At 54.5% G+C, this 24,531-nt stretch carries 22 protein-coding genes and 1 pseudogene; 12 read left to right on the top strand and 11 right to left on the bottom strand.

Annotated features, from left to right (window positions below; translation table 11 throughout):
• Positions 1 to 26: 26 nt before the first annotated feature.
• From VMC84_RS01450 to VMC84_RS01435, 4 genes are all read left to right on the top strand, one after another.
• The gene (locus VMC84_RS01450) at positions 27 to 473 is read left to right on the top strand and encodes a flavodoxin domain-containing protein (protein ID WP_325377423.1); all 447 of its coding nucleotides are present in this window, start codon (positions 27 to 29) and stop codon (positions 471 to 473) included.
• Between the two features lie 57 nt (positions 474 to 530).
• A complete protein-coding gene (locus tag VMC84_RS01445) occupies positions 531 to 995 on the top strand; it encodes a flavodoxin domain-containing protein (protein ID WP_349256727.1) in 465 nt (154 codons plus the stop codon).
• Between the two features lie 75 nt (positions 996 to 1,070).
• Complete coding sequence (locus tag VMC84_RS01440) at positions 1,071 to 1,295, top strand: LSM domain-containing protein (protein ID WP_325377420.1); 225 nt, start codon at positions 1,071 to 1,073, stop codon at positions 1,293 to 1,295.
• Between the two features lie 7 nt (positions 1,296 to 1,302).
• Positions 1,303 to 2,121: a transcription factor TFIIIC gene (locus VMC84_RS01435; RefSeq protein WP_325377418.1), complete on the top strand. Its 819-nt coding sequence runs from the start codon at positions 1,303 to 1,305 to the stop codon at positions 2,119 to 2,121.
• Positions 2,122 to 2,176: 55 nt separating this feature from the next.
• On the opposite strand, the gene VMC84_RS01430 is transcribed toward VMC84_RS01435, so the two are convergent.
• Both VMC84_RS01430 and VMC84_RS01425 read right to left on the bottom strand, forming a co-directional pair.
• Positions 2,177 to 3,745 (bottom strand): ATP-binding protein, encoded by a 1,569-nt coding sequence (locus VMC84_RS01430; RefSeq protein WP_325377416.1) that lies wholly within the window; start codon positions 3,743 to 3,745, stop codon positions 2,177 to 2,179.
• On the bottom strand, positions 3,742 to 4,278 hold the full coding sequence (locus tag VMC84_RS01425) for a hypothetical protein (protein ID WP_325377414.1): 537 nt from the start codon (positions 4,276 to 4,278) through the stop codon (positions 3,742 to 3,744). The genes VMC84_RS01430 and VMC84_RS01425 overlap by 4 nt, the downstream gene beginning before the upstream one ends.
• 549 nt (positions 4,279 to 4,827) lie before the next feature.
• Between VMC84_RS01425 and VMC84_RS01420 the strand changes: the two genes are divergently transcribed.
• Entirely contained in the window at positions 4,828 to 5,508 is a 681-nt protein-coding gene (locus VMC84_RS01420; protein ID WP_325377412.1) for a hypothetical protein, read from the top strand.
• Position 5,509: 1 nt separating this feature from the next.
• Here the strand turns inward: VMC84_RS01420 and VMC84_RS01415 are convergent, their stop codons facing one another.
• From VMC84_RS01415 to VMC84_RS01395, 5 genes are all read right to left on the bottom strand, one after another.
• On the bottom strand, positions 5,510 to 6,664 hold the full coding sequence (locus VMC84_RS01415) for a DNA double-strand break repair nuclease NurA (protein ID WP_325377410.1): 1,155 nt from the start codon (positions 6,662 to 6,664) through the stop codon (positions 5,510 to 5,512).
• Positions 6,636 to 8,996, bottom strand: a complete 2,361-nt coding sequence (locus VMC84_RS01410; protein ID WP_325377408.1) for an AAA family ATPase — start codon at positions 8,994 to 8,996, stop codon at positions 6,636 to 6,638. The genes VMC84_RS01415 and VMC84_RS01410 overlap by 29 nt, the downstream gene beginning before the upstream one ends.
• Positions 8,993 to 10,336, bottom strand: coding sequence for an exonuclease SbcCD subunit D (locus VMC84_RS01405; RefSeq protein ID WP_325377406.1), 1,344 nt, complete (start codon positions 10,334 to 10,336; stop codon positions 8,993 to 8,995). Before VMC84_RS01405 ends, VMC84_RS01410 begins: the two co-directional genes overlap by 4 nt.
• A 95-nt stretch (positions 10,337 to 10,431) precedes the next feature.
• A complete protein-coding gene (locus VMC84_RS01400) occupies positions 10,432 to 10,974 on the bottom strand; it encodes a hypothetical protein (protein ID WP_325377404.1) in 543 nt (180 codons plus the stop codon).
• Between the two features lie 9 nt (positions 10,975 to 10,983).
• Positions 10,984 to 11,550 (bottom strand): hypothetical protein, encoded by a 567-nt coding sequence (locus VMC84_RS01395; RefSeq protein ID WP_325377402.1) that lies wholly within the window; start codon positions 11,548 to 11,550, stop codon positions 10,984 to 10,986.
• Between the two features lie 177 nt (positions 11,551 to 11,727).
• On the opposite strand from VMC84_RS01395, the gene VMC84_RS01390 reads away from it, so the two are divergent.
• Positions 11,728 to 13,047: a HAMP domain-containing sensor histidine kinase gene (locus VMC84_RS01390; RefSeq protein ID WP_325377400.1), complete on the top strand. Its 1,320-nt coding sequence runs from the start codon at positions 11,728 to 11,730 to the stop codon at positions 13,045 to 13,047.
• Complete coding sequence (locus tag VMC84_RS01385) at positions 13,044 to 14,141, top strand: hypothetical protein (RefSeq protein ID WP_325377398.1); 1,098 nt, start codon at positions 13,044 to 13,046, stop codon at positions 14,139 to 14,141. Before VMC84_RS01390 ends, VMC84_RS01385 begins: the two co-directional genes overlap by 4 nt.
• A 96-nt stretch (positions 14,142 to 14,237) precedes the next feature.
• Here VMC84_RS01385 and VMC84_RS13820 read toward each other — a convergent pair.
• A pseudogene (locus VMC84_RS13820) lies at positions 14,238 to 14,648 on the bottom strand (nitroreductase family protein); the annotation flags it as partial.
• A gap of 6 nt (positions 14,649 to 14,654) precedes the next feature.
• Positions 14,655 to 15,311 (bottom strand): flavodoxin family protein, encoded by a 657-nt coding sequence (locus VMC84_RS01375; protein ID WP_349256728.1) that lies wholly within the window; start codon positions 15,309 to 15,311, stop codon positions 14,655 to 14,657.
• 105 nt (positions 15,312 to 15,416) lie between these two features.
• On the opposite strand from VMC84_RS01375, the gene VMC84_RS01370 reads away from it, so the two are divergent.
• Genes VMC84_RS01370 through thiL form a run of 3 tightly spaced genes read left to right on the top strand, consistent with a single transcriptional unit; the run spans position 15,417 to position 17,874 of the window.
• Positions 15,417 to 15,983 carry a flavodoxin family protein gene (locus VMC84_RS01370; protein WP_325377392.1) on the top strand — a complete coding sequence of 189 codons (567 nt, stop codon included), beginning with the start codon at positions 15,417 to 15,419 and terminating at the stop codon, positions 15,981 to 15,983.
• Positions 15,956 to 16,909 (top strand): GNAT family N-acetyltransferase, encoded by a 954-nt coding sequence (locus VMC84_RS01365; protein WP_325377390.1) that lies wholly within the window; start codon positions 15,956 to 15,958, stop codon positions 16,907 to 16,909. The genes VMC84_RS01370 and VMC84_RS01365 overlap by 28 nt, the downstream gene beginning before the upstream one ends.
• On the top strand, positions 16,888 to 17,874 hold the full coding sequence (gene thiL, locus VMC84_RS01360; RefSeq protein ID WP_325377448.1) for a thiamine-phosphate kinase: 987 nt from the start codon (positions 16,888 to 16,890) through the stop codon (positions 17,872 to 17,874). Before VMC84_RS01365 ends, thiL begins: the two co-directional genes overlap by 22 nt.
• A gap of 5 nt (positions 17,875 to 17,879) precedes the next feature.
• Here thiL and VMC84_RS01355 read toward each other — a convergent pair whose 3' ends face one another.
• Positions 17,880 to 18,203, bottom strand: coding sequence for a hypothetical protein (locus VMC84_RS01355; protein ID WP_325377388.1), 324 nt, complete (start codon positions 18,201 to 18,203; stop codon positions 17,880 to 17,882).
• Between the two features lie 126 nt (positions 18,204 to 18,329).
• Between VMC84_RS01355 and VMC84_RS01350 the strand changes: the two genes are divergently transcribed.
• Positions 18,330 to 20,651, top strand: coding sequence for a DNA polymerase domain-containing protein (locus VMC84_RS01350; protein ID WP_325377385.1), 2,322 nt, complete (start codon positions 18,330 to 18,332; stop codon positions 20,649 to 20,651).
• Here VMC84_RS01350 and VMC84_RS01345 read toward each other — a convergent pair whose 3' ends face one another.
• Entirely contained in the window at positions 20,652 to 22,346 is a 1,695-nt protein-coding gene (locus VMC84_RS01345; RefSeq protein WP_325377383.1) for a PAS domain S-box protein, read from the bottom strand.
• A gap of 489 nt (positions 22,347 to 22,835) precedes the next feature.
• Here VMC84_RS01345 and VMC84_RS01340 point away from each other — a divergent pair, with 489 nt between their 5' ends.
• Positions 22,836 to 24,158 (top strand): S8 family serine peptidase, encoded by a 1,323-nt coding sequence (locus tag VMC84_RS01340; RefSeq protein ID WP_325377381.1) that lies wholly within the window; start codon positions 22,836 to 22,838, stop codon positions 24,156 to 24,158.
• Positions 24,159 to 24,531: the final 373 nt, after the last annotated feature.

Genomic DNA, 24,531 nt, shown 5'->3' with positions numbered 1-24,531 from the left:
TAAATTGTTATTATATTTTTCTATGTATGTGGGAAGTAATACTGGTCTATGTGACAAAATCTGGCAACACCAAGCTCATTGCTGAAGCTATCGCCGGTGGTGTCAGGTCCATGGGACTGGATGCCGAAGCCGTGAGCATGTGCGATATAGGGGTCGAAGAAGTACTTAGCTCAAAGGTCATTGGCGTCGGGTCGCCCACCTATGAGCATAAAATGCTTTCGCCCATCCAAAAGCTCCTTGATAGATGGGAAAACGCGGGCTGCGATGGAAAATTCGGCATAGCCTTCGGCTCCTACGGGTGGAGCGGCGAGGCGCCGCTGATGATCGCGGAAAGGATGCGGCGGCTGGGTTTCAAGGTTCTGGACCCGGTTCTCCGCATTCAGTACCGGCCGAACGATAAGGACATCGAGGCCTGCGAGCTCCTCGGTAAGGACATCGCCCGGAAGCTTAAGCGGTCGCTTATAAAAATATAGTAATTGAATTATCACAAAAGTATTATTGCTTATTAAAATAAAATAATTATGATACATATGGCCAGGCCAAAATTAGTGGTTGTTTACCTGAGTACCCAGGGTAATACGAAAAAAATGGCGGACGCGATAGCGGAAGGCGCAGAGGACCGGGGCGTGGACGCCCACTCGGTCAGCTTTTACGAGGCGGACATGGCCGAGCTCAGGGACGCCAGCGCCATTGCGCTTGGCAGCTCGACATTCTGGTACAAGATGCATGCCCCGATGGAGCACTTTATCGAGCGCATGGGCAAGGAGCTGGGCGGACAGCTCAAAGGCAAGGTCGGCGCGGCGTTCGGCTCCTACGGCTGGAGCGGCGAGGCGCCGGCGGACATCGCGAAGATGCTGCGGGCCCTGGGCATGGAGGTCGTCGACCCCGTGCTGCGCGTTCAGTTCGCCCCTACCGAGAAGGACCTGGAGGAATGCAAGCGGCTGGGCAAGGACATCGCCAACACGGTCAAAAAGGCAAAAAGAGCAGTAGGCTAACGATAAAAAAATACAAATACCTAATGCGTGGAATATAGACTGTTATCTTTAATTTATTGAAAGGAGGATTATTTTTTGTTCCCTAACAAAAAAGTTCAGGCACTCGTAGGCCAGAAGATACAGGTGGAAATGAAAGGCGAAAAGAACATCCTGGAAGGTACTCTGGTCAGTGCCGACGATTACCTGAACCTTCACATGACCGATACGACCGAGATCCAGAATGGCCAGAAGCTAAGGACCCTGGGCTCGGTAGTCCTTAGAGGCAACAACATCATCCTGTTAAATCCCGTGAAGGAGTAATCGGATTTTGAGCGAGGATGGCTTAGAGGAGAAGGCGCTCGCCCTTATCAAGACCCGACCCAACGGCGTCCTCCAGAGCGACCTGTGGAAAGACCTTGATATAGATAGCCGTAAGTGTTCCCGTGTCATCGCGAAGCTGGAGGCGGACGGCAAGATAAAGCGGACCTGGGAAACGGTGAAGGGCACACGGACATACCGCATCTCATATATGCCTCAGAAGAAAGAGGCGCCGAAGAAAGAGGTCGATTTCAGCATGATCATGGCCGCTGGCAAAGTCGCGCCCTGCATCGGCTGCACATACGAGTGCGAGCCCGACTATTGCCCCGACCTCGGGAACTGGATCGAGCTGCTCGCCCGCGAGCCTGTAAGGCCCGTAAAGCCCATTCTTATCCCGGAGGTTATAGCCGAACCCGAGAAAGAAATGGCCGCGGAGAGGCCCGCCCCGGTAAAGGCAAAGAAGGGAAAAGCGCCCGTCGAAATAGAGGAAATAAAGGAAAAGCCTGTGCCGCCAAAGGCGAAAAAGGCTAAGGAGCCGGTTAAGGCACCTGCAAAGGTGGCGCCAAAGGTACCGGTAAAAGCCCCCGTAAAAGCCGTTAAGCCCGCGAAAGCCGTAAAGCCGTCTAAGGAAGTCAAGCCGGTAAAAGAAGCGAAGAAGCCCTTGAAGGCACCTGCCCGAAAGGTGCCCATTAGCTCGAAGAAAGCGGCAAAAGAGCCACCTGCAAAGCCTGCGGCCCGTGTTAAGGCTGAGCCTAAGGTAAAACCTAAGGTTACCTCAAAAGTTATACTGAAGACTGCGGCCAAGGTAAAAAGCACTAAGAAAAAATAATTTTTTTACCATGTTGAATTAGCCCATGTCTCTTAAGTTTATAAAGGAATTGTTATCAAAATAGCTTATATTGCTGTTTCTGGGCTGCCGCAGGTACTTTAGCTGCAACAGTTTTCTTCGAGTATTCCAGCCATTCTTCCGGCGCGTCACGGCTGATGCCACCGTGCTCCGTGAGCCTGGCACGGACCTTTACGAGCGTCGGCGTATTGATCGCCACGCCTGATATGATCGCCTCGCCTTTAGCCAGTGCCGGGAGCTCGTCCAGGATGTCCTTGCTCATGGTCTCGATGCTGGCGGCGATCTGGTTCTTATCGATCGGGTTGATTATACGCATTGTAATCTGGGACATGCACTGGGAGAGGCAGTCGCTATCGAGCTTGGACGGCCGCTGGGAGACCATGCAGACGCCGATGCCGAACTTCCGGCCCTCCGACAGGATGGTCTTCAGAATATTTTTAGACTTAGCCTCGCCATTTTGCGGGGCGAAGCGGTGGGCCTCTTCGAGCACGACAAAGGCCGGATAGGGCAGGTATTTTTCATCCTTTTCATTATAATGCTGGTTAATTGTGCCTTCTCTCGCATCGAACAGCCGCCGCAGCAGTACCGCCGTGATAAGCTGCTGCTCCTTCTGGGACAGGCCGCTCAGGTCGAGGACGGATAGCTGCCCCACGCTGAACTGGTCCTTAAGCTGCATGTGCTGGAAGTCGTCGAAGATCGGGCGGCTCATGATGTTACTCTCATAGCGCCAGACGATGCCGTCGATGGTGGACTGGTTACTGTCGTTGCGCAGCGCCTGGATCTCGTTGAGCAGTTCGGCCTTCCGGAAGTCCGCCCTGTCGGGCAGCGCATAGTATGCCCTGGCAAAAAAAGTCTCCATCTTGTCCGTCATTTCCAGTATGCTCATGAAGTCGTCGAGCTTAAGCTCGGTGATCTTGATCTTGATGTTCTCCTTGCGCAGGACTTTGACCGTCGGGCGGTATTCCTCCTCCCGGAAGTCTTTGATATTTTGGAGAGCAGTAAGCGTTGAGTACTCGCCATGCGGGTCCACGACCAGCACGGCTGCCCGGTTGTTCGGGCGCATGAGCTCCTCTAGCAGGACGCCCACGGTATAGCTTTTACCGCTTCCCGTGGCCGCGATGATGCTCAGGTGCTGGCTGACCAGGTCTTTAACGCTTAAGACAACAGGCACGTCTGTGCCGAGGACCATCCCGATGGCCGCTGAGCCGCGCTGGCCTGCGGATGCCTTACTGACGTCTTTCAACAGCTCCTGGCCGGCCAGGTAGACGGATTCGCCGTTGTCCGGCATAGTCCTGGGATGCTTGAACTCGCCTATGGACTCGTTGAAGTATCCTACTATCGAGGCGGTGATCAGGTACTTATCGTAATCTTCCGTATCTATGCCGCTGAACTCGAGTATCGCTTTCGGATTCAGGTCACTATTCAACAGGAACTCGTCAGGGTATGGCTTCAGCGACTGGGCGTATTTGACGCGGCACAGGATAAAGCGGTCCGGCGTGACCCAGCGGTCCTGGTAGGCGATAAAGTCGCCGTTCTTCAGCTTCATGGACGAGATGAAGCGGATGTCGTTCTCTTCGACGCTCTGGACGTTGCCGATGGGCCTCATGCCTTATTCTCCGTATGCTTTTTAAGGGCGGCCAGCAGGGGCTTACATTCCGGCACGGCGGCGGCCACGTGATCGATTGCGCAGCAGAGCGTCTCGTTGTCCAGTGCCGACGACAGCTTTCGATAATATGAGAAGCTCGGCCTGCCGCCCGGCGTGTGGAAAGCCCTTATTTCCTCATTATCCATAAGCTCCACGACGTCGTTGACGACGGGCGCATAGCCCAGGCTTTGCGAGGCTTTACCGCCCTGCACGTTCCCGATGCCATGGATCGCCAGATAAGAGCTCCGGTAATCGTTGACGTAAGGAGCGAAGACCTCCTGCTTTTCCTCGGACAAGAATGGCAGCACGTCTTCCTTTATCTCGTGCTGCACGCCGGTCACGATGCCGATGACTGAGCCCTGCACAGTCTTTATCGACACGTACGTCCCGGCGGGTACTTTTGACGCCGGCATGTAGCCGTCGCTCTCCTCCAGCGGCACCTTCGCCATATAATCGGAAAAAGACTTAACCTGTACGATCGACCCTACCTTCATGCCTTATACACCTATAGCCTATAGGAGGGAGAAGTGAAAACGTTTTCGATTATGCATGGTGAAAGTAATTAATCGGTTATAAACCGATATATTATATAACGATATTTTATTAAACAAATAAATGCTTAAATAATATTTAGAGTTCGAGGGTGTTCACATGCTCGAGGGGTTATTAAAGAAGGAACCAAAAAAGGAATGTACGTGCCAGGAGATGGCCGAATCCGATCATACTATTATTTTATGTTGCTGCACTTGTGGAAAAAAGATTAAATACACTATACCTGACTTACAAACAGGGTATATGTTTACGAAAACCCCACCAACCGCTACTAAAAACATTATAAACGCCTATGAACTACCTCCATCGATCAAATTTTTATTGATGTTTAAAAATTGGGCTACGGTGGTAATAAATTTTGTTATTAGTCTGTTTTATAAAAAACATGATACACCAGACAACGGCAATGAAGGCCCGGTCTCCTTTTCAGGTTGTGTGTATCATAAAGCGTGTGATACCTATTATCGATTTAACTACCGGGTGGTAAATAAATGACCCCGGAAAAAATTGATATTACTGATAATGAAAAACACTTAAGAAATGCAGTACCACCCTGGGAGACTAAATGGCTGGATTATGGACAGGAGCTTATAAAAAATTCTCCCGGGCTTCTTAACGATACTGCGAAATCTCTACTATCGCTGGTGTCGGGTGTCCTTGCAATATATACTGGTGCAATAGCTCTCGTTGGTATTGACAATAAAACCTTTCCCTTCCCATGGAATTTATCGCTATTGATACCTTTTTTATTGTTTATCACCAGTATCTATTATAGTGTTCTCGTCCTTAATCCTCGACTTCTCCATTTTAAACCCGATGATATTGATAGTATCCGGGACTCATATAAAAATTCAGGCGATTACAAATACACCATATTAAAATGCAGCTTATATTTGTTCTTTATCGCGATGGCCTCGATAGCTATAATAATGATATTTTCTCCGGTAATTGCCAGTTTAACCGCAAAGACAACGATGGTCCAATTTTTCGTCCCTCCAGAGAATCAGACAGCATTCAAAAACCTGGGATTCACCGTCAATGAAAGCACCAATATGACGGGCCTGGTCGTATTAAAGGATGATACGGGATCGTTCTATTCGGTAATTCTAAATAATACAACCGTTGTCTTTGATAAAAACAAGGTCATCGGGGCTATTTATACGAAAGTTTGATTCAAGTGCTCCTTTTATTTATTTCTTTAGCGCTCTTGTATATCTTTATTTGATTCACTGCCGCGAAGTGATCCAGTATACGGCTAAACTGCCCGGCCTCGTCCTGGCTGATTGCTGTGTACTCGTGCGCCCGGTGGATGATATCCGGATAACCCGGACGTATAATGCATTCTGCCCTCACGACGTCGGCGATACGGTCAGTCAGGCCCTCGTCATAGGCCCATTTCGGGAACTCCACCTTCGAGGGCAGACCGCCAGATGCCTGGATATAAAAGAAGGCGACCGCATCCCTGTATTGCCCATACAGGTCCAGGACTGACTTATTCTCACGGCCTTTATCGTCCCGGTCTGAAGTGAAAACGCGAGTCCTGTCTGCCCAGTCGAGCCTTCCCCGGATGAGGTGTACGTCGGACAGGTGAGTAACCGGCGGCAGCCCGAAATATTTCTTCATCAGCGTGACGATGTCCTTGTTGAGCGGCATATCGGTATAGGCGGCGACAGGCGTTCTGGTTTCCCCGGAAGTCTTGAGGACGTTGACGATCGCGTCGACGTACTTTTTGCGTATCGTCTCGTCCGCCAGCTCGTTGATGAAAGAGAGAACAAGCGAGCCGTCTAAAAATACCAGGTTCCCGGGGCTAGAGCGCATGAATTTGCATATCTGCCCGCACTCGAGCTCGTGGCGCCTGAGCGACACTGGAGTTTCCGAAAAAGCCGACATGCCTTTATAGGCCTCGAATTCTGAGGGCGTAATCAGAGACATCTTATAGTCTGTCGAAAAGCCGTCGGTGCCCGTATGCTTATTGACCACCAGCCCGGCCTGGGTCAGCCCGATGGGCACGGAATAGCGACGGGAGGCGAAGACCTGGCTGCCGTCGACGGCCGCGATGGTTTTACCTCTCAACACTTCGAGGGCCCAGTCTGTAGCCTCAGTACGGTTAACGAATCTCTTTTTAAATGGCTTAAAGAGCGGGCCTTCTTCCAGAATTTTACTTCCCGAATATAGTGGAAGCCGTGCGTTCGCTTCCCTGCCGAGCGTATCCAGCATAGGCAGCTTCTCACGATATTTATCCAGGACATCGGACTCTTTCTGCTCGAAGTCCAGGATGTCGTCCTTCCGGTCCAGCAGTTCACGGGAGAGTAGCCTGAGATCTAGCATTTCGCCTCCTCACCTTGCTTTCGCCGTTCAGCTTTTCTATTTCTATGACATTCTCCAGGCTGGCGTTGAACGTATCGTCATGGGAGATGATGATCATCTGCCGGAAGTCCTTGATGCGCATGATCTCCTCGGCTAAATGTTCGCGGCGGCTTTCGTCCAGGTTCTGCGTCGGCTCGTCAAGGAAAACGATTTCACTGCTCGTAAGGATCTTCAGCACGGCCAGCCGGACAGCCAGGGCCGCGCTCATCTGTTCGCCGCCCGACAGCTGCCTGAAGGTCCTCTCCCGGCCGTCCTCGATCAAAAGAATGTCATAGTCCGCAGTCCACCGGATCTCAAAGCGCCGGTCGCCCGCTATCTCGCAGTACATGTCGGTCGCTTCCTTCGAGATCAGGTCGATGTAGACGCGGATGACCTCAGGGCCGGCCATGCGTATAATTTCGCGTGCCCTTTCGACGAAAGCCAGATAATCGATCTCGGACGTGCGCTTTTCCTTCATGGACGCCATCTTTTTCAGGCTTTCTTCGATCGCTCCCAGCTCTTTATTTATGGCCCCGATGCGGCTACCGGCCGCCTCGATCTTCGCTCCCAGGGAAGCAAGCTCCGCCCTGAGCTTTTCACAAGACGATCTGGCGGAGGCATGAGCGTCTGTGTCATAGCCTGCCTTTGTCTCCTGTAGGGCGTTTTCGATCGCTTTCAGCTCGGCCTCCTTATTCTCGAGTGCGCCTGCCGCCGAATCAAGCTCCTTTTGGCGCTCCGTAGCCAGGCCGGCTATCCGGATATTCTGCTGATACTCGTCGCAGGCGGGCTTGAGCCTGCGCAGCTCGTCGTTGACGGCCTTGAGCCGGCTTTCGAGCGCAGCGAAAGCGCTTAAGCCCGGTACGAGCTTAACCTGCTCTCCCTGCTTATCGGCCATCAGCGCCTGAAGCCTCTTATGCTCGGATATCCGTTCGCTCTTTTTCTTCAAGGCCTCTTTTCTCGTGTTGAGCAATAGCTTCGGGTCCTTCAGCGCTTTCTGCCCTTCCAGTACAACTTTAAGGCTCTCTTCCAGGCCCGTCTTAAGGGCCGTAATACGGGAAATCTCCGCGTTATAATAGCTCTGGAAATCCGTAACGCTCTTACATTCGACGCCAGACATGACGGGGCACATCTTGCCTTTTACCGTCTTCAGAGGCTTCATCCGCTCCCGGAGCTGGGTCAGCTCGTGGTCCCTGGAATTGATCTCCGACATGAGGCGCCTGGCCTCGGCATCCAGCTTATCCTGCTCGAGCGCCTGCGGCTCTAGCGTCTTTATCTCCAGCTCAAAAGTCTCCATCTCTTTGAGCGACCGCTCGCATTCTGCCAGTTTCACGCCCAGCTCGCGCATCGAGGCGTTAATGTCGTTCGACTTCTTCAATAGCTCGTCCCGTTCAGCCCGCTGTTTTTCCAGGGCTTCTTTTTCCGCCGCCTTCGATGAGTATAACTTGAAAGCCGCCTCATTCTGCTCCAGCTTTCGCAGAGCCTCTTCCGAATTTTTAAGCTCGGCCTTTATGCGGTCGATATAGGCCCGCTTATACAGGGCATCCGTAAAAACGACTTTTCGCTTACTTTCCAGGTCGCGCAGAGTATTTTCCATGCCGTCGTAGCGCTCTTTTTCCTTTAGCGCGAGCCGTATCTGTCCGTCTTTTTCCCGCTGCTCGCCCTTCAATGAGGATATGTGCCCTTCCAGCCCTTCTTTTTCGAGCTTCAGCGCCTCTAGCGGCTCGCTTTTTCCTTCCAGGTACCGTATTTCCTTCTCCATCTCATCGATGCTGTCTTTTACATAATTCTTCAACGAGAGAAGGTTTTTATGGGCCGTGGCATATTCGTCTATGCGCAGCAGCGGGTCGAAGATGCCTTTCCTCCTGCTGGCGCTTTCAAGGAACTCCGAGACAAATGTGCCCTGAAGTACGCCAACGGCGTTCTCGAATAGCGAGCGGAGCTGGCTTATATCGGGCACCCGGTACCCCAGGATTTCGCAGAGCTTCACGCCCACGTCTTCCTTGCCCTCCATCTGGATGCCGTTCTGTCCGCGTATCGCGTAGGATTGCGAGGAACCACACTTGCGGGTGATGGTATATTCGATATCGTCCATCCCGACGATGGTCACCGAGACCTCTCCCGACTTTTCGCCTTTACGCACGAACTCGTCCTGTTTATAGGGCAGCGAGTCGAAGAGCGCATACCCGATGGATTCGAGGACCGTGGACTTGCCCGCGCCGTTAAGGCCATGGATGCTGGTAATGCCTTCGCTGAATTCGATGACGTCCTCGCCGTAGCTCTTGATGTTCTTAAGCGAGACCTTTTTAATGATCATTGTCCCTCACTCCAGTCGAGAGACCGTTGTCCGGCCTTTTGCGCCTTTTTCCCGTGCTTTCTTGCCGGCTTCGCAGGGATCTCCTGCTCGGGCTGTTTAACGATGACCTCGGCTGCAAGCGGTACGTCTTGAGGCTCTGGCGGGGCGTTTTTCACTTCGGCGTGGATCTTACGTACCATCTCGTCAAGCGTTTTCTCATCGGCGCCTTTCACTGCCAGGTTCTTTACATCCGCGAGCGAGGCAGCGAAGAGGTCGCTGTTTCCTGAGAGAACGCTGTCGGCCCTTGCGAGGCGGCGGAAGACCTCCCGCTCGATGCTGGCACGGTCAAACGCGTCGGATTCAAGGTACGCTATCCTGAACTCGTCGTTCATCAGGTCGAAGCGCACGTCAACGTAGAGTGCGTTCGACTGCTTTTTAATGGTCTCGATGACTGTATCGATGTTAAGGTGAGACCTGTCAAAGCTAAGCGTCCCTTTCATTATGACATTTATGACAGGGGTTTCCCATTTGCCGTATCTTGAAAGCTTTTCCAGGATGGCGTCGATAAGCGTATCGGGGTCCTTATATTCATCGACCTTTATGGGTAAAACAATGAATTTTCTAATGTTCAGGGGGACGAATTTCGTTCCCCTATCCGTAACGTGATAAATGCCTTTAAGCTCACTGGCCTCTGTGATGGAACATGTATCGGGAGCACCCGGGTTGAAAACCCAATCGTCTATCTCGTATCTGCTATGGTAATGCCCCAGGGCAAGATAATCGACGGTGCCCTTGAGCTGGCAAAGGTCCTCATAGGTCACGTCGCCGGCAATGCCGTATTTCATTTTGCCCTGCACGCCCGCGTGCAGCATCAGTATGGTTTTTTCGGGCGGCGATTGCGCATTAATGGCCGTGATCTCCTCTTTTATTCTTGGTATCGCCGCAGAGGTCATGGAGCCGGAAAAGCCCAGCCCGAATATCCGCGTCTTCCCGACGTCCACGAAGCCGCCCATGAGGTTGCCATCGTAATTTTTAATTACCTTGAGCAGGCCTTCCCATTCGAGCGACTCCAGCCAGGACATGCCATCCTTTAAAAATCGGCGGTCGTGGTTTCCCTCAATGGCGATGCAGGGAATGCCGGCTTGCTTTAACAGCGATAATACGTGGTTTGCCTGGATGAACGTGGGGGCGTTGATACTCCGCTTGTCAAAAAGGTCCCCGGTGATCAGGACGAATTCAACTTTATTGGCGATGGCATACTCGACGGCCTGCTTAAATGTCTGGCCGAAGTCTATAAAACGCTGCTCCAGGTCGTACTGCCTGTAGCCCAGATGCATGTCCGCCATGTGTATGAAGTTCATCAGCAATACCAACCGATTTTATGGCTCGCCCGTATAAACCCTTAACGAGCTAGCATAGTGAAACTATTATCCCGGTTAATATCCTGCCACGGCCTTCATGTATCTTGCGGTATGGTTTCGTGGGGCTGTATTTTAGTTTCCAGGTAGTCGAGGCGTTCCTTCGTGCGGGACAATGCGAGCGCCAGGCCGGCGTTATTATACCGGGCGGCCTCCTCGCCGATGGCGGCCCAGCGGACCGATATCTCGTGTAAACGCTTTGCCCGGGCCCTTTCGGACTTTTCGTCCTTGATCTCCGACTTGATATTCGCTTCGAGCCGGTCGATGCTTTTTTCGAGGTTCGAGAGCTTTTTTAGAACGGCCTTGCCGTCCAGCAGGCTTTCGACCGTGTTAAGCGATCGGGCCAGCTCTTTGCCCGTGCCGGTCAGCTTAACGTACTTCATCCGGCTCTCGCTTATGAGCTCGATCAGCCCGTAAGCCTCCATATCCGAAAGGATGTTGGTCGTATGCCCGAAGGTCGTGTCCGCCTCTTTCATTAAGATCGAGATGTACGGCTTGTCGATACGGCTGGCGGCCAATAAGATCTGGCAGGGCTTTTTTTGCAGGAACATCTGCTTGATGTCTTTCGCGTCCTTTGGCATGGTATCGCCTCAGATGGTCAACGGTTCTCGCTCTCCGGAGCAGGCCCATTCGACGAATCGCTTCGACGGATACTCGTGCAGCGCCGAGGCGACGATGCGGCCTTTACCATACTTCTTATAGACCAGTACGGGCCTGCCGTCATCCAGCGCCATGACAGTATCGCCATCGTGTTCTGTGAAGTAGCCATCGCAGTCCCTTTCCCCGGGCTCGACGAGCAGCGCGGCCGGGCTGCCCTGATCAATAAGTCTGACGTTCCTCGTCTTGAACTGCATTTTATATTTGAGCTTCATGGGGAGCCAGTCATACTCGTAGCCATCCCACATAGCGCCGAATGCCAGCACTATACCCCCATTCTCGATGAAGCGGGCTATCTTTTCCCTATTCCGTTCCAGCGCCGGTAATATTTTATAATATTTGGGGTCTGCGAATCCCGACGGCACGATGAGCAGCTTAGTAGGCTGGCAGAAGGGCGAGCCGAACGCCTGCGGTACGATCTGCATGCAGGTGAAGCCGAATTCCCTGAAGACAACATCGAAGACGTTGCCCCTGTCCGATATAAAAGCCGCGTCCGCCACGTTATCTCACTTCATTGCCAACGTATTTAAGATTTTTTCTCAGGCAGCCGATTAAGATGGGTCTTCAGTAAAACCGTCCACTGTGGCCACGGCTAGCACTGCAAACGTATCTCTGGCTAATTAATAGTAATTATAATATATTAATAACACGTTAATATTCACCGGGGGTATGGATAAATGGATAGTGCGCTATTTCCGGATATGGACCCGGAGAATATGGCGAGGGAGGAGCTCATTACATCTTTTTACCGGCTGAAGGCTTTCGTAGAAAAATACCGGCGCTCGGAAGAGGCGCTGCGTATGGACGAGGCCCGGCTTGAGGCGCTGCTGGCGCTGAACGACAGGGCCGCTTCTTCCGAGGAGGATATTATCGCTTTTGCACTGGAAGAGGCAATACGCCTGACGGGCAGCCAGATCGGGTGGATGGGCGCCTTAAGCCCGGATGAAAAGATGCTGATAATGCATAGCTGGTCGAAGGGCACTCAAGAGGAGTGCGGCATCCTTGACCGGCCGCACTCGGTCTGTATAGAGAATGGCGGCCTCTGGGTCGAGCCCATTTTACGGAGAAAGCCGGTAATTTTTAACAATTACGATCATCTCCGTGCAAAGAACATCCCGTACGGCCACATACCTATCACGCGTTTCATGGGCATACCGGTCTATGATAGCGGGCGCATCGTGGCCGTTGCCGAAGTTGGAAATAAGGCATCGGATTATGACACGTCCGACCTGCGCCAGCTTACGCTTCTCATGAGCGGCGTCTGGAGGATCATCATGCGAAAGCGCACCGAGGATGCGCTTTCCGAGTCGAAGGCCCAGGCGGAGCTGTACGTGGATTTCATGAGCCACGACATTAATAATATGAACCAGGTCGCCATGGGATTTCTGGAGCTGGCGATGGAAAAGCTGAACGCGGGCGGCGGCCTGGAAAAAAGTGATACGGTACTCCTGGAGAAGCCGATAGAGACAATGCGGAACAGCGCCCGGCTCATCGATAACGTGAAGAAGCTCCAGCGCCTGAAGGCCGGTACGCTGGTGCCGGCGGTCATGGACATCGGCGAAGTGCTCCGGCAGGCTGCGGACGATGCCAGGCATAAGCCGGATCGGCATATACGCGTCGACTATGAGCCGGTCTATGGATGCTTCGTAAAGGCGAACGAACTGCTTAAAGACATTTTCGCGAACATCCTCGGTAACTCCATCAAGCATTCAAGCCCCGAAAAGCCGCTGAATATCGCCATCCGCGTATCTTCTTCGAACCACTGGCACCGTATCATTTTTGAAGATGACGGGCCCGGCATCCAGGATGGCCGTAAAGGCGAGGTTTTTTGTCGGCTGTCACTGGGAAAAATGAGGTCAATGGGGACGGGGCTGGGCCTGGGGCTCGTGAAGACGCTCGTAGAAAGCTATCAGGGCCGCATATGGGCTGAAGACCGGGTGCCCGGGGACTATCGGCGTGGCTGCCGTATCGTGGTGGAGCTGCCCGAAGCCTGTTGAAGACCGAAATCATTTATACGGGCGCCGCTTATCTGACTGTAATGCTCGTCACGCGCAAATGCCCGACATGCGGAAGCCTCGACTGTATCCGGCCCGCCGACGAGGTCCTCCGGCAGGCTTTTACGATTTACGCCCCCTGTCCACAGTGCCGGGGCGATAAGCCGCTGGATAAGTTCACGCCCCTCGTCGAGCTTGGCCTTGATATCGACACTAATTATGGGCGTTGTCCTTTCTGCGGCAAGCGCCACCTGGACTATGTCATGGCCCACGTGCTGGATATCCTGATCAAGGAAGGGCAAAAAGACGCGAGCGCGGCGCTCAAGGACGTAGGCACGCCGCTGATCGTGTTCGGCGCGACGATGACCGAAGCTCCGCATCTGCACTCGAAGAGCGTCGTCATGGTTGTCGACCGGGTCAATAAGGCCGTCGCCCGGCGCATTCTAAAAGAGGTTCCCGAGATCAAGGGCGTGTTGAAGCGAAAGGGGAATCCTTCCGATAGCGTCGGCATCCTGGACATAGGCTCGAACCCGCACGTATACGAGCTGATGGCGGGCTGCGACATGAGGGCCGATGTCATATCCTGCATGCTGGGCGACGTTTGCCTGTACCGGGGCCAGGCCGACTGCCATATCGAGTTCTGGCGTAATAATTCCGTAAAGATCAAAGCCATCGAAAAGCTCTTCCTGGACGGGCTGCTGGACGACGGCGTCATCGTCGACGGCTTCGCAAGCGTCGGGACGCTGGGTCTTCTGGCTGCAATGGGCGGGGCAAAAAAGGTCGTCCTGAACGATGCATGGCTTCCCGCCATTAAGAACCTTTTATTGAATATCGAGTTGAACAGCGACGCCCTGGGCGTCGAGGTCGAGCGTATCGTCGATCCCTCCACATTACCCCGGGTCGGCGACGAGCCGGTACTGGTAGCGAAGGCGTCTGGCAATGTCGAGCTGGACGTCTATTTTGGCGACTTCCGGAAGCTGGATAAGGCTGTAAGATCCTGCGACGTCTGCATCATCGATACATTCCCTGGAGTGGACCCTGGGCCGTTCGCCAGCCGGTGGAACGGAATAGCCAGGAAGAAGGTCATCACGCTTTAAAGCATTTTTTATGATATCGAAAACCGCGGAGGCATAAGGCTTGTCGCCTTCCGGCATCTTCAGCTCTTTTTTCAATTCAGGTCCATGCGGCGAGTAAAACGCCATCGTGACAAAGAATATCCAGCACGACCCCAGCCCGATCGATTCGGCGGCGATCAGCATGTTCTCGGTAGCGGCGGCGCAGTCCGTATCGAGGGGTACGGGCGACTTCTCGTGACCGGAGACGATGACGAGTGTTGGCGCACCGTTGAGGCAATTGAACTTCTCATTATTCCCGAGCGCCTGGAGATGCGGCATATCTATCTGCTTCGCCGCCTCTTTCGCCGCTGGTCCAGCATTTCCTTATTTTGGACCACCGTAAAATGCCACGTCTGGTCTCCCGCGTTCGGAGCGTACAGCCCCCGCCTCGAGGACGGCTTCTAATTCTTCATCCTTGATTTGTTCCTCCCTATAGCTACGGATGCTCCGGCGCTGCTTGATGATCTTTAATGTCTCGTTTGCGATCATATGCTCTCATACCCATTTAGCGTTCTTTACAAAGCGCACTCCCATATCGAACGCCTTCTTGCATTCGAGCGGGAATACTTCCTCGTGCCTCTTTGCCTTCGCCGCGGGGTCGAACGAGGACGCGACGTATTTCGAGTAGTCGTCGAACTGGAGCGTATCGTAAACGGCCAGCGATTCCGATGAGCCGAACATTCTTGCCAGCAGCATCTCGATCATCTTAAAATTGGAATCATAGCCCATTTCCTTTACCCGTATCTCCGGAGCTCCCAGCGTGTATATCATCCCGGTCTGTATTTTCTTTTTAAATAGCGACGATCTTTCCACGTCATAAACCAGGTATGGATATATCAGCCGCTCCAGGAACGACTTCATCACGCCTGTGACATACCCGATGTAAATTGGCGATCCCATGATGATGGCATCTGCCTCGGCGGCCTTTTTGAGGGCCGGCGTGAGGTCGTCTTTTAAAGCGCATTTACCGTAGCTTTTACCGTTCTTTCTTTTGCAGGCGAAGCAGCTATTGCACCCCTGGAAGTTCAGATCGTACAGGTGTACGAGCTCCGTATCCGCGCCTTGCGAGGCAGCGCCATCCAGGGCATTCTTCAGCAGAGTTGCCGTGTTCCATTCTTTTCTCGGGCTTCCGTTAAACGCCAGTACTTTCATCGTCACACCTTTGATGGCCATTTTATCGGACTTGTACGGGTCAAAACTACATAAGCTTGTTACTTTAATATACTCGTAATGCCTTAGTGTGTGTGGTAATCTCCTATGGCAAAAGTCATCGGCATTGTCGGAAGCCCGCGCCCCGTGGGCAACACGCGCTATCTCGTGAACGAAGCGCTGAAGACCCTGAAGCAGGAAGGCATCGAGGTCGAACTAATTCCCCTGGACGACAAGCGCGTCGCGCCCTGCGAAGCCTGCAACGCATGCGGTGAATTACTAAACTGCCGTATCGAGGACGACTTCCAGGAGATCTTCGAGAAGATGAAGGCCGCGGACGGCATCATCGTCGGGAGCCCCGTCTACTTCGGCTCCGCCACGCCCCAGATCATGGCCCTGCTCGATCGGGCCGGCTACGTTGGCATGAAGACGAGGGCTTTCGAGCATAAGGCCGGCGCTGCCATAGCCGTCGCCCGCCGGGCCGGCGCAAACTTCACCTTCGCCCAATTAAACTATTTCTTCTTCATCAACGGCATGATCGTGCCCGGCAGCACCTACTGGAACGTGGGCTACGGCCTGGACCCGGAGGACGTGAAGGATGACGAAGAGGCCGTTCGCACAGTACGCAACCTCGCGATGAACATGGCATGGCTCATAAAGAAAATAAAGGCGTGAAGATACGGCAAGCGCAGCTCGACGATGCACCGGGTATCAGTGAAATACACCGGTCCCATATCGGGCGCTGGTACCGCAGGCTCGACGGGGAGCAGGTGGACGTGCCATACAATAATCTATCGTCGGGCGAGCACTGGGGCTTCGGCGGCCCGTGGATGAGCGTGGAGACCTGTTCGGTACATCTTAATAATCTTTTATTGCAGCACCAGTATCCGTTCGTAGCCATGGATGGCGATGACTTAGTCGGCGAAATAGAGCTGTTTTCAGGTAGCGAGGGAGCAAATTACGGGAAAAATTTGCACATAGGGCTCCTTTACGTGCGAAAAGGCCATACCGGCGAGGGTATCGGCAGCGCCCTCGTCAATAAGGCGTTCCTGTTTGCCGAAAGCCACGATTGCGATACCGTGACCGTAGCCTCTACCGCGGCGAACCTGGGCTTCTATGAGCAATGCGGCTTCAGTCTCGAGGGCACAATGATCGAGCTCGAAGCCATGACAAAAGAATACGACGTTGATATCGTTCCCATAAAGCCTCCCATGAGCCTGTGGTCCTTCACGCGGGGCATACCCATGCCTGTGGGGCGCTATCAAAGCTCTGCCTTCCACGTTTTCGAGCAGCTTGACCGGTATGCCATCCCTGAATTTCTTAATGTCCGCCGTGATCGTGCCTTCGTGAACGTTAACAGGCATCCGTCCATGTTCGCCTTCACGCGCTATGACAGCTTGCCGGCGAGGGCGGACGTATACGTCTGGTCGGACGCCGGTGCCGAAGCGGCCATAAAGGCTGCCCTTACGCTTCTCCATAAGGGTGGCGTCGAGTACGCAACTATTTTGCTGGCGGGAGACGACTATTACGCGATGGCGGACGAAGTTGACGCCGCGGTCAAAGGTTCGAGGGGCTCGCTATTACGAAGATTAAGGAATTAAAGGCCAACGAAATCGGGGAGATCGGGATAATCCGGCGCATCGCGAAGATCCTGGATTCCGGCTATCTGGGCGACGATTGCGCGGTGCTGGAGGACGGCGGCGATTACCTGGTCGTCACGACCGACATGCTCCACCGGACAACGGACTTCCCGAGGGAGATGTCGGGCGAGGACGTCGGCTGGATGAGCGTGGCGGTGAGCCTGAGCGACGTGGCCTCGATGGGCGCCCGCCCCATCGGCGTGGTCGTCGCAATGGGCTTGCCGGGCGATACGGCTGTCGATTTCATCGACGGGCTGGCCCGGGGCATGAGGGACTGCGCGAAAACCTATGGTACCGACATCGTAGGCGGCGATACTGACCAGCACGCCGAGCTGACCCTGGTCACCACGGCCCTGGGTCGGGTGAAAAAGGATAAGCTCAAGCTCCGCTCAGGCGCCAGGGTCGGGGACCTGTTATGCGTCACCGGATACCTGGGCACGCCGGCCGCCGCCTATAAAGCCCTTATCGAAGGCAGGGAAGCCCCGGAAAAGGATAAAAAAGTGCTCATAGAGCGCTTCTTCCGGCCGAAGCCACGGGTCGAAGAAGGCATGCGGCTGTCTAACTATAAAGAGGTCACCGCCATGATGGACGTCAGCGACGGCCTCGGCAAATCAGTATACGAATTATCGAACGCAAGCAAAGTCGGGTTTTTAGTCGATGCCGACCGGCTTCCGCTGCTCGAAGCGACCCGCCGGCTCGCAAAAAGCCGGGAAGAGCTGCTGGATATGGCTGTCTGCTTCGGAGGCGAGTTCGAGCTGCTGTTCACACTGGACCCCTCCGGATTGGATAAGGTCAAGGATGTCGATTTCACCGTCATTGGCAGGACCGTCGAAGCAGGGCTTACGCTCGACGACCGGGGCTCGATGAAGCCAATTACCTGTAAGGGCTATGAGCACCTAAAGAAAAAAAGAGATGACCTGCACTAGTACGGTCACTCTGGCTCGGTGCCCTTTTTACCCGCCAGGAAGTCCGCCGGGTTCTCCCGCACTTCGGGTATGCAGTACCCGCAGACGTTGAAGTTCGTGCCCGCGAACTGGACCGTGTCGCACCTGTCCGAATGCCGCCGGCCGCACGCGTCGCAGACGGGGTAGGCCGGGTTCGTCTCGCTGAGCCTCTTGATGTCGGCCATGAAGTTCGCCGGGTTCGAGCGGGCCCTCTCGGCGCAGTCGCCGCATACCTTATATTTCGTGCCGCCGATGTCCAGCATCTCTCCCCTCGCCGAGTAATCGGTGCCGCATACCATACAAACTGCCATAAATCTTCCCTCTAACAATTTTTACGAACGTGGATACTTAATGTTCTCCAGTAAAAGTCGCGGCGAGAATATTTTCACGGCGCCCGTGCCTCCTGCCTTATCTACTCCCCCGCGCATGGGTCGACTATGCAGGGCATCCTGGTCGATACCTGGCACCGGCCGTCCGCGGACGGCCGGCCCGGGGCGTACTTGCTGTGGATACGGACGGAGGGTGGCATAGTCTGCCTGGAGGACAGGGACTTCCGGCCGTCCTTCGCCGTCATACCGGAGAGAAACGCCGCGCTGGTGGAGAGCGCCGTGGCGCAGCACGAAAACGTCTCCCGGATAGAGACGAGCCCTCGCTACCAATCCATCTACGCCGCGGAGCAGGTGCCGGTCATCCGGGCGTTCCTGCTGGACGAGCGTAAGGCTGAGGAGACCATGCGGGAGATAAGGCAGCGCTCTCCCGCTAACGTGAGCTTTGCCGAGGCGAAGCTCCTTCCCGGTCTCCAGTGGCACTACCTGCGGGGCGTCCCGCCCCACTCCATCGTGGACTTCGAGGCCCGGGAGGGCATATTAAAGGCTATATCAGCAGCCGGCCCATGCGATACGTCGAAGCTCCGGGTGCTGGCCGTGAACTGTACGTTCGGCCCGGCCGACCCGGCGAAGTGCCGCCTGATATCCATTTCCTTATTCGACGGCACGGCCGAGACCGTGCTGAAAGGGGCCGAGGCCGTCATGATCAAGGCCCTCCAGGAAGCGCTGGACGAGCGAGACCCGGACGTCGTGGCGCTGTTCGACGCGGACAACATGCAGCTTCCGCTGCTCGGGCTGCGGGCGCGGGCGAACGGCCTGACATTGCGTTTCGGGAGGGTGCCCTGGAGCACGGGCCTGCATGCCTCAAATGCCCGGATCACGCACTGGCAGGCGGCGCAGGTACGGGCGCCCGGGCGGGTCATCCTCGACCTGTGGAAGGACGCGCGCACGGACGCCGACCTCAAGCGCACCGACCTGACTCTCGACTCCGTCTACGATAAGGAGTTCTCCGGCCATGCCGAAAAGAGCGAGGCGGCCAGGGTGTACGAGCTGGCCGTGGAGCGCCTGCCCATGTTCACGTCGTGGTGCCAGCGGTGCATGATGCCCCTGGACAGCGTGTGCCGGGAAAAGCACGGCTTCATGAACGCCTCCATGGTGAACGCCGCCCTTATAGGGACGACGGTCATACCCGACACGGCCGAGTACCCGGAGGGCTTCAAGACGCCCCTGGTGGAGTCGGTCAAGGAGAACGGCGGGCTCGTCATCACGCCCGTGGCCGGCCTGCACGAGGACGTGGCCATACTGGACTTCGCTTCGCTTTTCCCCCGCATCTTCGTGAAGCACAACATCAGCCCCGAGACCATCAACTGCCGCCACGAGTATTGCCGAGAGCACGGGGAAAAGGTGCCTTTCCTGGGCTTCCACATCTGCGCCCGGCGCCGGGGCGTCTATCCCGAGGTGTTCGGCCGGGTGCTGGAGGAAAGGGACCGGGTGAAGCGGGCGATGAGCGAGCTCGACCCGGCGTCGGCGGAGTACCGGAAGCTGGACGTGCTCAGCCGCTCCCTGAAGATGCAGCTCGTGAGCCCTTACGGCTACATGCAGTTCGCCCTGAATAATTTCCGCACCGTGGACGGCAACCGCTCGGTGCCGGCCTTCGGCCGGTATTATCTGCTGAAGGCCCGGGACATGGCCGAGGAGGCGGGCTTTAGCGTCATCTACGCCGATACCGACTCGCTCTTCCTCCACCGGAACAGCCCGGCCCGGGATTACCGGGCTTTCAGCGAGCGGATAACGAAAGAGCTCGGCATGGAATTAAAACTCGAGCACGTGTGCAGGTGGGTGCTTTTCCTCCCGGAGCGGCCGGGATGCTCGAAGGGCCTCAAGAAGAAGTACTTTGCCAGCGTGGACGGCGAGCCGCTGGTCAGGGGCCTCGAGGTGCGCCGGCAGGACCGGGCGCGGATCGCCAAAGACACGCAGGAGACAGTGCTGGAGATGCTGGCCGCCGCCCACGATAAGAAAGAGTTCGCCGAGGCCGTACCGGCGGCCGTCGCATACGTCCGGGGGCAGGTAGCCCGGCTCGTGGGCGGCCACGTGCGGGCCGACGACCTGGCGATCATAAAAAAGCTGTCACGGCGCCCCGAGGAATATAAGGCGATGCCCCACCATTGCGTGGCCGCGGAAAAGCTAGCCGGCAGCGGGCGCCGGGTCCGGGTGGGCGGCAAGATCGAGTACGTGGTCACGGGAAAGAATCGTGCCGTGCCGCTGGAGATGGCCCGGGAAGCGCCGCTTGCATACGACGTGGACGCGTACGTGGATAACGTCGTGCGGCCGGTCTACATGCTGCTGCGCGAGTTCGGGGTCCGCTACGAGGACCTGCTGCCAGGGAAGAAACAGGCGAGGCTCGATAGGTTCGTACAGGGATGTAGGGCGTGATCATTTGCCGCGTGATATGGGCCTGGCGAAACAAAAGTTATAGGCCTGGCCGTTAAACTCAAGATAATTCTGAGTGACTTCTACCGGTATGCTTGTGCCGTCCTTTGTCAGGTGCCCGGTCTCGAACTTACAATATTTTATCTTATTAAGCTTCCCGAACTGGCGGGGTATGTTACTGGCCTTAATGTTCTTGTCGACGTCGGTGACGCTCATGCTCTGTAGCTCTTCCCTCGTGTAGCCGAGCATGCGGCATGCGGCGTCGTTCACGTAATAGAAGCCTCCGTCCGGCTTCACCCAGTAGATCGCTTCTTCCGAGTGGTCGATGGAGAACTTCATGAGCTCGAGCGTCTCTTCCATCTGCTTCCGCATGGTAATGTCCCGTACGACGCCTATATATCCGGCAAATTCGCCTTTTTCATCGTATACGGGTGAGCCGTTCACTTCTATGGGGTGGATACTGCCATCCTTATGGTATAAGAGGAACACTATAAGGTTATACATCCTGGGTAGAGCGTACGCCTTCGTGTAGTATTTTAGGTATTTCGCTTTTTCATCTTCCGGCATGAAATCCAGGATCGTCCTGCCCACGACATACTCCGGCTCGTATCCGAGGATATCCCTGACCTGGGGGCCGACATAGGTGATGCGTCCCTCGTTATCCGTTTCCCACGCGATGTCGTTGATGTTCTCCATCAGGCCGCGGAACTTCTGCTCGCTCTGGCGCAGGGCCTCTTCCGCCTGCTTTTGCTCGGTGATGTCACGGACAATGGCGGACAGCATATAGCCCTTATCCGACTTGATCGGGAAGATGTTCGCCTGTACCGTGAGCTGTGAGCCGTAGGGCATCTGGATATCGAAGATGTTCAGCCGGTGCTTCATCGACGACTTCCCGGACATTAGAAAATTCAGAACGAACTTCTTGAGCGATACCGGCGGCCTGTCCGGCAGTTGGGCATACGCCCGGATGAAGAATGGGATCTCCCAGACATTCTTGCCGATGACATTCTCCCGCTTAGTATTGGTAAGCCGGGACATGCTCTCGTTATATTCGATGACCGCGCCCTTCTCGTCACACAGCGTAATGCCGTCGGTCGACTGCCCGATCATGCCCCGGAACTTGTGTTCACTTTCCCGCACTGCGTTCTCGATGCGGCGCCGTTCGGATACGTCACTCATGATGATAGTAACGCCTTTGCCGCCATCGTCGAAAATCGTTGGTATATATTTGACCGAAAAGTAGACCTCGTCGGCGCCCCGGCGATAGCTCGTATCCTGTGTCTGCTCCTTTCCTTCGAGGGATTCACCTATATGCTCCAGGATATTCCTGGTCATTGGCATATGGTTCATATAATTTTCGATGTTCCGATTGATGGCTTTCTCACGGGTCAGGCCCATAGTCTCCAGGAACTTATCGTTTGCATTCCGGATGAGCAGGTCCTTATCGACGATGACGATAGCGTCCGAGGAAAAGCTCAGCATGGCGGAAAGGGGAACACGCTGGGATAAGTAGTAGACCTTTGAGGGGCCGAAAGACCTCATATCGACGTGGCCTGACGCCACGAGCACTTCCAGGTACTTGGCCACGGAATGCCGGTTCATGCCGACCGCCTTCGAGATCTCCGTAACGGTAATACCGCGGGGGCTCTCTTTAAGCACATCCTTGATGTCCAATAGCTCTTTCCTGTTAACATCCATGCCTGTATACCCGTTAGTAATTTATGCTTATATTATCGCACTCATCATTTATAATTGTTATACCATGTTGTTGTACTATGTTGTTATACTATTTTGTTATCCAATGACCGACAATTATAAATATAATAATGTATAACCAGGCATCGATTATGCCCCCTAGAAATTAGTGAGGCGGGTGCGTGAAATCGTACCTGTCTCATTAATTTCATATTTTAGGCAAACATCGCAACTTTTCTTATATCATTCCCCTGGCACCCATATTCTATCTAATTTAACGTTTATAGGTTAAAAACAGGCGATATTAAAAGCTAATTTTGCAATTAATACCATATTTTATGATAATTTATAAAAATATTCAAAAAATTGAACTAAAAAAGCATATAATCAAATATAATTCGTCTATTCAGGAAAGTATTTAAAATATGCAGGAATTTCTAGGCATACAACCACCGGGAGGGGTAACTAATTAAAAAACTATTACTAACCGCCGTGATCCTCTGTGCAATTTTGCTGGCCGGCACCGGGCTCGTGACCGCGAGCTCTCCCGCCGCAAGGAATGCCGACAAGATGAGCAATACGTATGTCGTCGTCTTTAACGACAGCGCTAACTCATTCGGCGCGTTAGACGACCGGGTGGCGTCATTCGCAACAGACAATAACGCTGAAGTACTCTACACTTATGACACCATCCATGGCGTTGCCATCAGTCTACCCGATGGCAATGTCGATAAGCTGAAAGAATTATCGAACGTCAAATACATCGAAAAAGACATAACGTTCAATGTTTCCCTGGACGATGCGACGGGCATTATCGGCGCCCCCCAGCTCTGGGACACCGGCTACACAGGCAAGGGCGTAAAAGTGGCGCTCGTGGATACGGGCATCGACGCCGGCCATCCCGATCTGAAGGGCAGAGTCGTGGGCTGGAAGGACTTCATCAATAATAATCAAACGCCCTACGACGACTTCGGCCACGGCACCCACTGCGCCGGCATCATCGGCGGCAGCGGCGCCGCATCTGGCGGTAAATACAAGGGCGTCGCCCCGGATGTGCAGTTCATCGGCGTCAAAGTCCTGGGCAAGGACGGCTCCGGCAGCCTTTCCGCCATCATGAAGGGATTAGACTACGCCGCGAACAGCGACGCGAAGATCATCTCAATGTCGCTGGGCTCGAACGAGCACTCGCAGGCTATGGACGACCTGGTGACGAAAGCGGTGAATAAAGGTAAGATCGTCGTCTGCGCGGCCGGCAATAGCGGCCCCGACGAAAAGACGGTCGGATGCCCCGCGGATGCGCCGGGAGCCCTCACGGTCGGAGCGACCGATAAGTCCGATAATATTGCATCGTTCAGCTCCCGCGGCCCGACAAGCGACGGCCGCATCAAGCCTGAAATATGCGCACCTGGCAAGGACATCGTGTCATGCAAGGCCAGGGGCATCATGAATAAGAAGGCTATCGATACGTACTACGTAAGCATGAGCGGCACGTCCATGGCCTGCCCCATGGTTAGCGGCTCCGTCGCCCTGATGGCACAGGCAAACCCGAAGCTGACGCCGCAGCAGGCGAAGGAGATCCTCGAGAAGACGGCAAAGCACGGGAACTCGTGCCCGAATAATGACTCGGGCTACGGCCGCATCAACGTGAAGGCGGCTATCGAATATATCCTGGGCAAGACTTCGCCGACCCCGACGCCTTCATACCCCGAGCCGACGTATCCGAACTACCCGTACCCGGGCTACCCGTACCCGTACCCGTCGTACCCGATAAACCCTTACCCTGGATACTCGGATTACCCGTACGCTAAATCGTAGGTTCTCTCGCAATCGGGCCTTTATGCGGCCCTATACTTTCCTTTTTTAATAGTGTTCTTGCTTCGCTGGCGCCTCCGGCAGGTATCTCAAATCCTCGCCAATGCCTCTTACAGCTCCGTTCCTCAGCTAAGGTATAAACCCGTCCTCCGACTCTCTGGGTCTCCATTTATAAGAAAAACTCTGTGCGTCTACCGCGTGCTCTGCGCCCCCAGTAGTTTCGTGTTTGTGTCATGATGGTTAGCTGCTCTTTAAGGCACAACGGTGACGGAGGACACTATTTTTCACCACAGAGCTCCAGTAGTTCCGTGTTTGTTTAGTGGTCCTCTGCCCTGTTTTCCACTTTCGTACTGCCCGTCGGTTTTTCAACACGAAA

It is taken from the genome of Methanocella sp. (assembly GCF_035506375.1).
Lineage (GTDB): Archaea > Halobacteriota > Methanocellia > Methanocellales > Methanocellaceae > Methanocella.
The sequence above is the reverse complement of the archived record's forward strand: the minus strand, read 5'-3'. Positions and strand labels throughout refer to the sequence as shown.